We start from the raw sequence: 13,106 nt of genomic DNA on the forward strand, positions 1-13,106 counted from the left end.
ACTGGGTTTCAGCTTGTCCCCGACGACGGCAACGAAGTCAATGCACGCCGATGGCGGACAGGTCAGCGGCATGGAAGAGGGTGATTGCGGCAAAGACTTGGCGAAGACGGCCCCGGCCTTATTCTGCCGCTTCCCGACGGCTGGCTTCTTCCCGGGCGCCGGAGTCGATGGCGTGCCAAGCGGCAGCGATATGGCTGCGCATGACCGAACCGGCCCAGGCGCCGTCGCGCACCTCCATCGCCGCCACGATCTCCAGATGGTGGTTCAGGCTGCGGCGCAGCGCCTCGGGGTCATAGCGGTGGAAGGTGCGCAGCACCAGCGGCAGCTCCACCACCTGGGCCATCATGCTGCCCAGCCGCTGGGTGCCGGCACTCTGCACGATGATGCGGTGGAATTCGCCATTGGCCTCGGCGATGCGGGAGCGGAAATCGGGTCCGCCCTCGGCCTCCAGCGCGATCATCTCTTCTGCCAGCTGGCGCAACCGCGCCACATCGTCGGCGGAACAGCGTTCCGCCGCGCGTTCAGCGGCATAGCCTTCCAGTACCCCGCGCAGATCGAAGATTTCCCGGATTTCCGCCATGGTCCAGTCGGCGACAAAGGCGCCATGGTTGCGCAGGAATCGTACCGAGCCTTCGGCATTCAGCCGGCGCAGCGCCTCCCGGATCGGGGTGCGGCTGACGCCGATCCTTTTCGCCAGCTCATCTTCCTTCAGATGTGTGCCGGGCGGGAAAATGCCGACCATGATGGCATCACGGATCTCGGCATAGGCCTTCTCCACCGCATTGCTCATGTTCCGGGCCTCCCCTGATCGCCGTCATTACGGTCTTGCCTGGGATGGTTATAGCGCCCCTGTGCCCTGACACCAGCCCGCAAGGGGCATCTCCTTGATGGCGGCTTTCGGTGGCACCGCGTCATTCATACAACAGTTCCAGTCAAAGTATACAATGTTTGCATCTACCCCCTTGCTGCCTATCTGGTCGCGACACAGACTTATTGTCACGGGTAACAGGTCGCACAACCGGAAACAGGGTCGGCGGCCTCTCATAAATCAAAGAGAACAGTGGAGATGATGATGAAAATCGGCAAGGGATTGCTGTCACGTCTCAGCGCCGGGACGGCGTTGGCGATCCTGACAATTGTATCCAATAACGCGGCGGCGCAGAACGCTGCCCCGCCGCCGGCGAATGATGATATTATGCTGGACGAGATCGTCGTGATCGCCCGCCAGCGTAATGAGACGGCGCGCGAAACCCCGGTGGCCGTGGCCGCCTTCACCGCCGACACGATTGAAAAGGCCGGTATCACCGGGCCGGCGGATTTCCTGTCCCTGACGCCCAATGTCAGCTTCCTGCAGACCACCAATGTCGGTGAAAGCCAGGTGCATATCCGCGGCGTCATCCAGCCGCGCGACAGCGAGCCGCCCTTCGCCTATGTGCTGGATGGGGTGCTGGTGCCCAACCCCAATGCCTTCAACCAGGATATGGTGGATATCGCGCAGATTGAGGTGATCAAGGGGCCGCTGGGCTCCATCTATGGCCGCAACGCCATTGGCGGCGCCATTCTGGTCACCACCAAGAAGCCGGGGAACGAGCCGGAGGGCGAAATCCGCGCCGGTTATGAGTTCAACGGCAATGAATACAAGGTCACCGGCTTTGTCGGCGGCCCGATCATTGAGAATAAGCTGTTTGCCCGTATCACCGCTGCCTACAAGGACCGCGAGGGCTATTTCGAAAACATCACCCTGCATAAGAAGGAGGATAGCTTCTCCGAAGGGCAGGTACGCGGCCGCTTGGTGTATAAGGCGACGGAGGATATCGAGGTCGATCTGTCGGTCGGCTATGCCAAGGTCCATGGCTATGCCTTCAATTTCAACAATCAGACGGCGGGTACGCCGGGCTTCACCAACGGTGTCGATATCAAGGACACCTCCATCCCCTATGTCGGCAATGTCGACAGCTTCAACCACCAGGAACGGCTGGATATTGCCGGCAAGGTGGATTGGAACAGCGAGGCCGGCACCCTGACCTTCACCGCCGCCTATCATGACCTGAAAGAGAATATGGGCGGTGAAGGGGCGGTCGATCTGGCCCTGTTCGGTGCCCCGTTCCCCAATGCGCCCAAGCCGACGGATTTCTTCACCAACCCGGCGCTGTATGAGGGCTATGGCCCCACCCCGCGCGACGGCACGCAATATCAGGAGCGCAATCAGGATGACACATCCTTTGAACTGCGCTTCACCTCCCCCGGTGAAGACCGGCTGCGCTACATCGCCGGCGCCTATTACATCAAGTTCAACCGCGAAGTCGTGCTGAACCGGGGTAATGATCTGGGCCAGGGCGTCATCGTGCCGGCACCGCTGGGCGGCCCTGAAAACCCGGTGGTGGCCGTCACCTGGACCGACAATGCCAACGATGCCTGGGCCCTGTTCGGCCAGCTGGCCTATGATATCGTGCCGGATGTGGAAGCCTCGGTCGCGCTGCGCTACGACAAGGAGAATCGGGAGACGACGAACCTGACCCCGGCCGCCTTCTCCCCTATCCCCAATGTGCAGGGGCTGGTCCGCAAGGAGAGCTTCAGTGACCTGCAGCCGCGCATCTCCCTGCGCTGGAACGCGTCGGATCAGGTCTCCCTCTATGCCACCTGGGGGGAGGGCTTCCGCTCGGGCGGTTTCAACCCGCTGGGCAGCCGCTTCAACATCATCAATATCGATGGCGTCACCAACACCACGGTGCAAGACCAGTTCAACAAGGAGACGTCATCATCCTATGAGGCGGGCGTGAAGACCCGCCTGTTCGATGGCCGCGTCACCTTCAACGTGGCCGCCTTCACCACCAGGGTGGAAAATGCCCATTATTTCCAGTTCTTCCCCTTCTCCCTGTCGCGCGTGATCTCCATCGTTGATCGCAACGACATCAAGGGGTTCGAGATGGATGGCGTGGTGCGGGTGGCCGACGGGTTGGACCTGTTCGGCGGCTTTGGCTATCTGCATAGCGAGATCAAGGAGAATAAGGAGCTGCCGCAGACGGTGGGCAACCGCTTCCCCTTCACCGCCAAATATGACGTCATCCTGGGCAGCCAGTACAGCAAGCCGATTGGCGATGGCTTCGACCTGTCGGCCCGCGTGGAATATAACCGCACCGGCCCGATGTATTTCGACACGCTGAACACGCCGGGCACGGAACGCCCCGCGCTGGATCTGGTGAATGTCCGCCTGGGCGTGGAGAATGAGACCTGGGGCATCAACCTGTTCGCCCGCAACCTGTTCGACAAGCGCTATAATGCCGATGGCGTGGTGCTGGTGGTGCCCAACACCACCACCTTCAACTTCGTCACCAAGGGCCTGCCCCGTACCTGGGGGCTGGAACTGAAGGCGAAGTTCTGAGGGTGAGCGATACAGCGGGGCCGGGAGATATCCCGGCCCCGCTGCTGCTTTCAGCGGGAGGTCACGCAGATTCGGTCGCGGCACTGCACGGTGACGGCCACTTCCTTGCCGTCGCTGGTCTTCTGGCCGGTACAGACGATCTTGTAGAGTGTTTCCGACAGCCGGCCATTGACGCGCTTCAGCACCTCCACCTTACCCGGCTTGCAATTGGCATCCAGCGCCGCCGCCTTGGCCTCGGCCTGCTGGGCCAGGGCAGGGGCGGGCAGGCTGGCCAACAGGGCCAGGGCGATCATGGGTGCGTGCAAGGGGCGGAACATGGGGGCGAGCCTGATTGCGGCAGAACAGGCCCCATCCTATGCCCTTGTCCGCTGACGGGAAAGCCCGTCAGCCCAGATAGCCGCTCAAGGCCGTTTGCAGCTTCTCTTCCCGTGCCTGCAATTCCGGGGTCATGGCGGGGCCGAAATCCTCTGCCGTGAAGATACGGCGGATTTCGATTTCCGCCTGCTGGCCGGTGGGGTTGGGGCAGCGTTTTACCCATTCCACCGCCTCTTTCAGGCTGTTCGTCTCAAAAATCCAGAAGCCGGCAATCAGATGGGCCGGATCGTCCGCGAACGGGCCCGACTTTGCCTGGCGGTCAGCGCCATCGAAACGCACCCGCGCGCCGGCGCTTGTCGGATGCAGCCCTTCGCCGCCCGCCAGCACGCCGGCCGTTAAAAGCTCTTCATTATAGGCAGTCATGGCGGCCAGCAGGCCGGTATCCGGCATCTCACCGGCTTCGGTGGCGGTTGTGGCCTTCAGCAGGATCATGAATTTCATTGCTGGCGTCCCCGTTCAGGATGGTTCTGCCTGAAAGACGCTGTGGCCCCGGTTGTACCGACATGCCCATGAAAATTTTCCGCAAAAAAGAAACCCCCGCCGGCGGACCGGCGGGGGTTCCCAAATGCTCTCTGCTGGCTGCCGGCCCTGTTGCCAGGGCCGGCAAGCGCATCAGACGCTGTAGTACATCTTGTATTCGATCGGGTGCGGCGAGGTTTCGAACGCCAGCACTTCTTCCATCTTCAGCTCGATGAAAGCGTCGATCATGTCGTCGGTGAACACGTCGCCCTTCTTCAGGAACTCGCGGTCCGCGTTCAGGCTTTCCAGCGCTTCGCGCAGGCTGCGGCAGACGGTCGGGATTTCCTTCAGTTCTTCCGGCGGCAGATCGTACAGGTTCTTGTCCATCGCCTCGCCCGGATGGATCTTGTTCTGGATACCATCCAGACCGGCCATCAGCATGGCGGCGAAGGCCAGGTACGGGTTTGCACCCGGATCGGGGAAGCGAACCTCGACGCGCTTGCCCTTCGGGCTGGACACGTGCGGGATACGGCAGGAAGCGGAACGGTTGCGGCTGGAGTAAGCCAGCAGCACCGGGGCTTCATAGCCCGGAACCAGACGCTTGTAGCTGTTGGTCAGCGGGTTGGTGAAGGCGTTCAGGGCACGGGCGTGCTTGATGATACCGCCGATATAGAACAGGGCGGTTTCCGACAGGTCGGCATAGCCATTGCCGGCGAACAGCGGCTTGCCGTCCTTCCAGATGGACTGGTGGCAGTGCATACCCGAGCCATTGTCGCCGAACACCGGCTTCGGCATGAAGGTCGCGGTCTTGCCGTACTGGTGCGCAACATTGTGCACCACATACTTAAACAGCTGCATCCCGTCGGCCATCTTGACCAGGGTGCCGAACTTCACGCCCAGCTCGTGCTGGGAAGCGGCCACCTCGTGGTGGTGCTTTTCGACTTCCACACCCATCTCGCCCAGAACGGTCAGCATCTCGGCGCGCAGATCCTGGGCGCTGTCGATCGGGGCCACCGGGAAGTAACCGCCCTTGACGCCCGGACGGTGGCCCATATTGCCACCCTCGTAGGCCTTGCCGGAGGTGTAGGGGCCTTCTTCGCTGTCGAACTCGTAGAACACCTTGTTCATCGAGACTTCGAACTTCACGTCGTCGAACACGAAGAATTCGGCTTCCGGACCGAAATAGGCCACGTCGCCGATACCGGCCGAGGCCATGTACTTTTCAGCGGCCTTGGCGATGGAACGCGGGTCGCGCTTGTAGGGCTGGCCGGTCGACGGTTCCAGCACGTCGCACAGCACGGTCAGCAGCGGCTGGGCCGAGAACGGGTCCATGACGGCGGTGGACAGGTCGGGCGCCAGGGTCATGTCCGACTCGTTGATGGCCTTCCAGCCAGCAATGGACGACCCGTCGAACATCACGCCGTCGGTCAGCAGATCCTCGTCCACGGTGGACAGGTGCTGGGAAACGTGATGGACCTTCCCCTTGATATCGGTGAAGCGGAAATCGACATACTTAACGTCGTTTTCCTTGATCAGGTCGAAGAACTTGGCCAAATCAGACATAGCCTCTGCTTCCGTGGTTTGAGGTTTGTCGCTGTCGCTGCGAGGCGGTGGTTGATGCCGCTTCAAGATGAAGGGCGTTACCGCAACCCCCGCCGGTTTGAAAGATAATTTTCAAGGACTCCCAGAGGTGGCCCTGAAAATTGCCGCTTTGGCCATCTGGCGGGCGAACCGCCCGCCGGGGCAATGCGGCACGAAGCCTCAGATGGCGTCGGAGCCGCGTTCGCCGGTGCGGATGCGGATCACCTCTTCCACCGGGGTGACGAAAATCTTGCCATCGCCGATACGGCCGGTATGGGCGGCCTGCTGGATCGCCTCAATCGCGCGGTCGACAAGGCTGTCGTCCATCACGATCTCGATCTTCACCTTGGGCAGGAAATCCACAACATATTCGGCGCCACGATACAGCTCCGTATGGCCCTTCTGGCGACCGAAGCCCTTGGCTTCGGTGACGGTGATGCCCTTGATGCCAACATCATGCAGGGCCTCTTTCACCTCATCCAGCTTGAAGGGCTTGATGATGGCTTCGATTTTCTTCATCGCGTCCCACCGCTCCAAATTTCGGCGCCGACCAGTCCGTTTCCGGTTGCCGGCCAGCGCGTCTGACCATGTAAGCACATGCCGTGCCAGTTGCCCAGCCCGTTGGGATCAGAGGATTTCACCATGTCATCTCTTAATGATTGCCTCATTTTTAATCTTGATGTGGCCTAATTTTTGACCCTTGGGGTTAAAGGGTGTGCATATGGGCGTTGTATCGCTCCCAAATACCGATCTGCTGCATGATATAGCGGCGTTTTCGTCCCTGCCAAAAAAGTCAAAAAAAGTTTGAACCAGTGCTTGACGTCAGAACGGCAGCTGGTGCATATAGCGGCTCCCGGCGGCGGTGGTAGCTCAGTTGGTAGAGCTCTCGGTTGTGGTCCGAGTGGTCGCGGGTTCGAGTCCCGTCCATCGCCCCAGTCCTCTCCTGCAGAGGATACACGTTGAAGGCGCCCGGCGAAAGCCGCAGGCGCCTTTACGTTTTCTGGCCCGCCGGCGCATCATGGTCCGGTATCCCCGTGCCAGAGGTTCGATCATGGAACCGGAATCCCCCATCCTGCTGACCATCAACCAGATGTATGCCGCCGATCAGGCTGCCATGGCGGCCGGCATTCCCGGCCCCCGTCTGATGGCGGCGGCTGGCGCGGCGGTGGCGTCGGCCGTGCAAACGCTGGCGGGAGAGGGGGCGCGGCCGCGCGTGCTGGCCCTGTGTGGTCCCGGCAATAATGGCGGTGATGGTTTCGTAGCGGCGGGCCTGCTGGCGGCGGCTGGCTGGCCGGTGCGTGTTGCCCTGTTGGGGGAGCGCGGGGCCTTGGCGGGCGATGCCGCCTGGGCGGCAACGCAATGGTCGGGCGCGGTGGAGCCTGCGACTCCGGCCCTGCTGGCGGATGCCGATATTGTCATCGATGCGCTGTTCGGCGCCGGGCTGCGCCGACCGCTGGAAGGGGCGGCGCTGGGCCTGGTGCAGGCCCTGGCAGCAAGCGGCCTACCGGTGGTGGCGGTGGATGTGCCCAGCGGGGTGAATGGCGATACCGGGCAGGTGATGGGGGCGGCGGCCCCGGCCCAGGTGACCGTGACCTTTTTCCGCCGCAAGCCGGGCCACCTGTTGCTGCCGGGCCGGCAGCTCTGTGGTTCTCTCGTGCTGGCGGATATTGGCATTCCGTCCAGCGTGCTGGGGCAGATCGCGCCGACTCTGTTCGCCAACGATCCGGCGCTCTGGCGAGCCCAATATCCCTGGCCGCGCCTGGAGGGGCATAAATATGCCCGCGGCCATCTGCTGCTGCTGGGTGGGGCGGTGATGACCGGTGCGGCGCGTTTGGCCGCCCGTGCCGCGCTGCGGGTGGGGGCGGGGTTGGTGACGCTGGCCTGCGATCCATCTGCAGCCCTTATATATAGTCTGTCGCAGGCCAGTTTGATCGTTGCGCCCCTGGACTCGCTGGACGGTTTTACCGCCCTGCTGGCGGACCCTCGCCGCAATGCCCTGCTGTTGGGGCCAGGCGCGGGAACGACGGGGGAGGCGGCGGCATTGCTGCGGGCCGCCACCCTGGCGGCGCTGGGCGCTGGCCGGGCCGGGGTGCTGGATGCCGATATTTTCAGCATTTTCGCCGGCGACCTGTCCACCCTTCAGCAAGCGGGCCTTAACGAACATTGGGTGCTGACCCCGCACGAAGGGGAGTTTCAGCGCCTGTTCGGCCAAATTGCCGGCAGTCGGCTGGCACGTGCCCAGGAGGCGGCGCGTCGCAGCGGGGCGGTGGTGCTGTTGAAGGGGGCCGATACGGTGATCGCCGCCCCCGATGGCCGGGCCGCCATCAACCATAATGCCCCGCCCGATCTGGCCACGGCCGGCAGCGGTGATGTGTTGTCGGGCCTGATTGCCGGCTTGCTGGCCCAGGGGATGCCCGCCTTCGAAGCGGCTTGTGCCGGGACCTGGCTGCATGGCGAGTCGGGCCGGGTCGCCGGCCCGGGCCTGATTGCCGATGACCTGCCTGAAGCCCTGCGGCCGGTGCTGGCGGCCCTACGCCGGGGCTTCGAGTCGGCACCTGCCGGCTGATACCGGGGCTGCCGTTGGATGAACAGACCCTCCGCCCCTGTGGCATCGCCTGGTCCGTTCATGTTCCAAAATGGTTACGCGACCCGACGCCAAGCGGAATCTAGCCTCCCCGGGACGAAATCAGCGGCCCCGCACCCCCGATCCCTTTGCCTTTAAAATCAAATTTAAATTGCTGGGAATAAAATCGGGTTTCGGTGGGTCGGTTTGTTGCGACGGCAATGTTAATGCGTTAGCCTTCGTGACGGGTCGGTTGGTGCCACTTTGGGCGGCGTTCCGGGGGAAAAGGTTACCTCGGTCGGTCACCCTTCAACCTCTTGCGAGTGGGGGAGCGTGGAGATGGGCGTGTCGTTCTTCAGGCGGTCGAAACAGGTGGCTGCACCGGTGCCTGGCGCCGTTTATCGGCGGGTGATTTTCAATACGGTGGAAACAGCCCAGGTGGTTGCCGTGACTGAAGAGGGGTTTCCCTTGCCCCATGTCCGCTATATCGCCCGCAACGACATAATGGATGGCCCCGATCGGGGCCATCCGGCCCGGAATATCCGCATCCTGTCGGTGGATAGTTTCAACCGCCTGTACGGTCTGCCGCAGGCCGGCTGATCCCCTGGAGGGGCAGGATTAAAAAGGGGGGCGTTTGTGCCCCCCTTTTGCTTTTCGGTCCCGTGGCGAGCAAGGCATGGGCCGATGCGGCCGCTTTCATGCCATTGCATGACTTGGAAAGCAGATGCGGCGCTGCTCTGCGCCAGCCCCATTGCTCTTGCCGCTCGGCTTTGCGGAATCGCGCTTGGCGCGGCTGTTTTCCCTTGCTATACGGTGCGCTCCCGCGGGCAGGCTTTGGTCTGCCCGTGCGTGCGGGCGTGGCGGAATGGTAGACGCGCCGGATTTAGGTTCCGGTGTCGAAAGACGTGGGGGTTCAAGTCCCTTCGCCCGCACCACAATTTGTTGTTTTGACCCGCAACCCACCGCGGTGGCGCCGATCCATGGGCGTATCCGCGGGAGCTTCGGTCCGATCCACCGGGCCTGAGGCGACCAGCAAAGACAGGCATTTCGTCCCATGCAGATCACCGAGACCAGCGCTGAAGGCCTCCGCCGCGACTATAAGGTCGTCATCACGACCCAGGACATCGAATCGCGGGTGCAGACCCAGCTGATCCAAGTCGGCAAGACCGTCAAGATGCCCGGCTTCCGCCCCGGCAAGGTGCCGATGCCGATCCTGAAGCAGCGCTATGGCATGTCGGTCATGGGCGAGGTGCTGGAAGCGGTCGTGCAGGAATCGGTGGACAAGCTGGTCGCCGACAACAGCCTGCGCCCGGCCCTGCAGCCGAGCGTGAAGGCCGTGGAGCCCTTCGCCGAGGGCAAGGATTTCACCCTGGACGTCTCCGTTGAGCTGCTGCCGGAATTCGAGCCGGCCGACCTGTCCGGCGTTGAGATCGAGAAGCCCGTCGCCGCTGTGGCCGACGAAGCCGTGACCGAGAGCCTGGAGCGTCTGGCCAAGGCCCGCCGCACCACCGAGAAGGTGGAAGATGACCGCGCCGCCGTCACCGGCGACATCCTGCTGATCGATTTCGACGGTTCCGTCGATGGCGAGAAGCGCCCCGGCATGAAGGGCGAAGGCCATGAGCTGGAGCTGGGCTCCAACTCCTTCATCCCCGGCTTCGAGGATCAGCTGGTTGGCGCCAAGGCCGGCAGCGATGTCACCGTGAAGGTGACCTTCCCGACCGAATACCATGCCGCCGAACTGGCCGGTAAGGACGCCGTGTTCGAGGTGAAGGTGCATGAGATTCGCGCCGCCAAGGATGCGGAGCTGAATGACGATCTGGCCAAGACCTTCGGCTTTGACGATCTGGAAGGCCTGCGGACGGCCATTTCCGAGCGCATCGGCGAGGAATATGCCGCCACGTCCCGCCTGCGCGCCAAGCGCACCCTGCTGGACAAGCTGGCCGAGCTGCACAGCTTCGAGGTTCCGGCCGGCATGGTCGAGATCGAGTTCGAGCAGATCTGGAAGCGCCTGCAGGACGAGCTGGCCAATGGCGAAGCCGAGGCTGAGGACAAGGATAAGGACGAAGAGGCCCTGAAGGCCGAATACCGTGACATCGCGGTGCGTCGCGTCCGTCTGGGCCTGCTGCTGTCGGAAATCGGCCGCCGCAACAATGTGACCGTCAGCCGTGAAGAGCTGAACAAGGCCATGATCGACGAGGTTCGTCGCTATCCGGGCCAGGAACAGCAGGTGTTTGAGTTCTTCCGTAAGAACCCCCAGGCTGTCGAAAGCCTGCGCGCGCCGATTTATGAAGACAAGGTTGTCGACTTCATCCTCGGAAGCGTTAAGGTGAACGAAGTGACCGTGTCGGTTGACGAGCTGATGCGCGATCCGGACGATGAGGAAGAGGGTGCGGCTGCCGCCTGATCGGCATTCCCCCTTTGAATTAAACCGTGGGGGTCTATATAGGGCTCCCACGGTACATGGCGAGGAACAAGGCAGGAATCATGATCGATCCGCAGATGAACGCGCTGGTTCCGATGGTGGTCGAGCAGACCAATCGGGGTGAACGCGCCTACGACATCTATTCCCGCCTCCTGAAGGAGCGGATCATTTTCCTGGTTGGCGGCGTCAATGACGCGGTCTCCAGCCTGATCTGCGCCCAGCTGCTGTTCCTTGAGGCGGAGAATCCTGACAAGGAAATCTCCTTCTATATCAATTCCCCCGGTGGCTATGTCACGGCTGGCCTCGCCATCTATGACACCATGCAGTATATCCGCTGCCCGGTGCAGACCATCTGCATGGGTCAGGCGGCCAGCATGGGCGCCTTGCTGCTGGCGGGTGGCGCCAAGGGCAAGCGTTTTGCCCTGCCCAACAGCCGAATCATGATCCACCAGCCTTCGGGCGGGGCCCAGGGTCAGGCGGCCGATATCGAGATCCAGGCCCAGGAAATCCTGCGGATGCGCCAGCGTCTGAACGAGATTTTCCAGGATCATACCGGCCAAGCGCTGGATGTGATTGAAAAGGCCGTGGAACGTGACAATTTCATGAGCCCGGACGAAGCCAAGGCTTTCGGCTTGATTGATCAGGTAATTTCCGATCGTCCCACCAGCTTTGGCCGGGGGGCGTGATCATCTGATCACCTGAACGGGGGCGGCAGCGAACAAGTATATATTGATCCTGTCGCTTTACGTGTTGTTGAATAGGCGGGCAGGGCGGTGCGCCCGGTTCCGTCAGTCGGTTCAAGGGCGCGCGCAAGGTGTTGGTATCGGTCCCCAGGGACGGTCACCAACACTGTTGTAACCGCCCGGTTTGAAGTGGATGCCCCAACGGGTATCCGGGTGCGGGGGCCAGGGCCATGCCGGGCCAGGGACCACGCGCTATCCGGTGATGTACGGAGCCCATATGACCAAGTCGACCGGCGGCGACAGCAAGAATACCCTCTACTGTTCTTTCTGCGGAAAGAGCCAGCACGAGGTGCGCAAGCTCATTGCCGGCCCCACCGTGTTCATCTGCGATGAATGCGTCGAGCTGTGCATGGATATCATCCGCGAGGAGAATAAGACCACGCTGGTGAAGTCCCGCGACGGGGTTCCGTCCCCGCGCGATATCAGCACGGTGCTGGATGACTATGTCATCGGACAGGAACATGCCAAGCGCGTGCTGTCCGTGGCGGTGCATAACCATTACAAGCGGCTGGCCCACGGTGCGAAGCACAATGACGTGGAACTGGCCAAGTCCAACATCCTGCTGGTCGGGCCGACCGGTTCGGGCAAGACGCTGCTGGCACAGACCCTGGCCCGCATCATCGACGTGCCCTTCACCATGGCCGATGCCACCACACTGACCGAAGCCGGTTATGTGGGTGAGGATGTCGAGAACATCATCCTGAAGCTGCTCCAGTCCGCTGATTATAATGTCGAGCGGGCGCAGCGCGGCATCGTCTATATCGACGAGGTCGATAAGATCAGCCGCAAGTCCGATAACCCGTCGATCACCCGCGACGTGTCGGGCGAAGGCGTGCAGCAGGCGCTGCTGAAGATCATGGAAGGCACCGTTGCCTCCGTGCCGCCGCAGGGCGGGCGCAAGCATCCGCAGCAGGAATTCCTGCAGGTGGACACGACCAACATCCTGTTCATCTGCGGTGGCGCCTTTGCCGGCCTGGAAAAGATCATTGCCGCCCGCGGCAAAGGCACGTCCATCGGTTTTGGTGCCGATGTGCGCGGCCCGGATGAACGCCGTACCGGCGACATCCTGCGCGAGGTCGAGCCGGAAGATCTGCTGAAATTCGGTCTGATCCCCGAATTTGTCGGCCGTCTGCCCGTGCTGGCCACCCTGCATGACCTGGACGAGTCGGCCCTGATCGAAATCCTTTCCAAGCCGAAGAACGCGCTGGTGAAGCAGTATCAGCGTCTTTTCGAGATGGAGGATGTGAAGCTGACGGTGCATGAGGATGCGCTGCGCTCCATTTCCCGCAAGGCGATTGAGCGCAAGACCGGTGCCCGTGGTCTGCGCTCCATCATGGAAACCATCCTGCTGGACCCGATGTATGATCTGCCCGGCCTGCAGGGCGTGGAAGAGATCGTCATCAATAAGGAGGTGGTGGAGGGCCGCGCTAAGCCGCTCTACATCTATTCCGACCGTCGCAGCGAGGCGGCCCCGGGGGCGTAAAACCATCGCTGTTTCCTGGCTATCGTTGAAAACCCCACCGGCGCCGGCCGGTGGGGTTTTTCTTTGCTGCAGTTCAGACCGATCAAAAGAAGAGGCCA

At 62.2% G+C, this 13,106-nt stretch carries 11 protein-coding genes and 2 tRNA genes; 8 read left to right on the forward strand and 5 right to left on the reverse strand.

Features of this window, described 5'->3' with window-relative positions; all coding sequences use genetic code 11:
• Positions 1-118: 118 nt before the first annotated feature.
• On the reverse strand, positions 119-790 hold the full coding sequence (locus CHB97_RS18935) for a GntR family transcriptional regulator (protein ID WP_089289568.1): 672 nt from the start codon (positions 788-790) through the stop codon (positions 119-121).
• 276 nt (positions 791-1,066) lie between these two features.
• On the opposite strand from CHB97_RS18935, the gene CHB97_RS18940 reads away from it, so the two are divergent.
• Complete coding sequence (locus CHB97_RS18940) at positions 1,067-3,382, forward strand: TonB-dependent receptor (RefSeq protein ID WP_089289569.1); 2,316 nt, start codon at positions 1,067-1,069, stop codon at positions 3,380-3,382.
• Between the two features lie 50 nt (positions 3,383-3,432).
• Here the strand turns inward: CHB97_RS18940 and CHB97_RS18945 are convergent, their stop codons facing one another.
• The 4 genes from CHB97_RS18945 to CHB97_RS18960 form a co-directional block, all read right to left on the reverse strand.
• Positions 3,433-3,699 carry a hypothetical protein gene (locus tag CHB97_RS18945; protein WP_244559610.1) on the reverse strand — a complete coding sequence of 89 codons (267 nt, stop codon included), beginning with the start codon at positions 3,697-3,699 and terminating at the stop codon, positions 3,433-3,435.
• A 67-nt stretch (positions 3,700-3,766) separates the two neighbouring features.
• On the reverse strand, positions 3,767-4,198 hold the full coding sequence (locus CHB97_RS18950; protein ID WP_089289570.1) for a YciI family protein: 432 nt from the start codon (positions 4,196-4,198) through the stop codon (positions 3,767-3,769).
• A 171-nt stretch (positions 4,199-4,369) separates the two neighbouring features.
• On the reverse strand, positions 4,370-5,779 hold the full coding sequence (glnA, locus tag CHB97_RS18955) for a type I glutamate--ammonia ligase (RefSeq protein WP_089289571.1): 1,410 nt from the start codon (positions 5,777-5,779) through the stop codon (positions 4,370-4,372).
• A gap of 198 nt (positions 5,780-5,977) precedes the next feature.
• Complete coding sequence (locus tag CHB97_RS18960; RefSeq protein WP_089289572.1) at positions 5,978-6,316, reverse strand: P-II family nitrogen regulator; 339 nt, start codon at positions 6,314-6,316, stop codon at positions 5,978-5,980.
• Between the two features lie 340 nt (positions 6,317-6,656).
• On the opposite strand from CHB97_RS18960, the gene CHB97_RS18965 reads away from it, so the two are divergent.
• The 7 genes from CHB97_RS18965 to clpX all read left to right on the forward strand — a co-directional run bounded on the left by CHB97_RS18965 (position 6,657) and on the right by clpX (position 13,008).
• Positions 6,657-6,732, forward strand: a tRNA-His gene (locus tag CHB97_RS18965).
• A gap of 116 nt (positions 6,733-6,848) precedes the next feature.
• Positions 6,849-8,363: an NAD(P)H-hydrate dehydratase gene (locus CHB97_RS18970; protein ID WP_089289573.1), complete on the forward strand. Its 1,515-nt coding sequence runs from the start codon at positions 6,849-6,851 to the stop codon at positions 8,361-8,363.
• A 342-nt stretch (positions 8,364-8,705) separates the two neighbouring features.
• On the forward strand, positions 8,706-8,960 hold the full coding sequence (locus CHB97_RS18975) for a hypothetical protein (RefSeq protein WP_143271026.1): 255 nt from the start codon (positions 8,706-8,708) through the stop codon (positions 8,958-8,960).
• Between the two features lie 251 nt (positions 8,961-9,211).
• A tRNA-Leu gene (locus CHB97_RS18980) sits at positions 9,212-9,295 on the forward strand.
• A 119-nt stretch (positions 9,296-9,414) separates the two neighbouring features.
• Positions 9,415-10,764 carry a trigger factor gene (gene tig, locus CHB97_RS18985; RefSeq protein ID WP_089289575.1) on the forward strand — a complete coding sequence of 450 codons (1,350 nt, stop codon included), beginning with the start codon at positions 9,415-9,417 and terminating at the stop codon, positions 10,762-10,764.
• Between the two features lie 80 nt (positions 10,765-10,844).
• The gene (gene clpP, locus CHB97_RS18990) at positions 10,845-11,468 is read left to right on the forward strand and encodes an ATP-dependent Clp endopeptidase proteolytic subunit ClpP (RefSeq protein WP_089289576.1); all 624 of its coding nucleotides are present in this window, start codon (positions 10,845-10,847) and stop codon (positions 11,466-11,468) included.
• 274 nt (positions 11,469-11,742) lie between these two features.
• Positions 11,743-13,008 carry an ATP-dependent Clp protease ATP-binding subunit ClpX gene (clpX, locus tag CHB97_RS18995; protein ID WP_089289577.1) on the forward strand — a complete coding sequence of 422 codons (1,266 nt, stop codon included), beginning with the start codon at positions 11,743-11,745 and terminating at the stop codon, positions 13,006-13,008.
• Positions 13,009-13,106: the final 98 nt, after the last annotated feature.

Origin of the sequence: Azospirillum sp. RU38E (assembly GCF_900188385.1) — a bacterium.
Taxonomy (GTDB): domain Bacteria; phylum Pseudomonadota; class Alphaproteobacteria; order Azospirillales; family Azospirillaceae; genus Niveispirillum.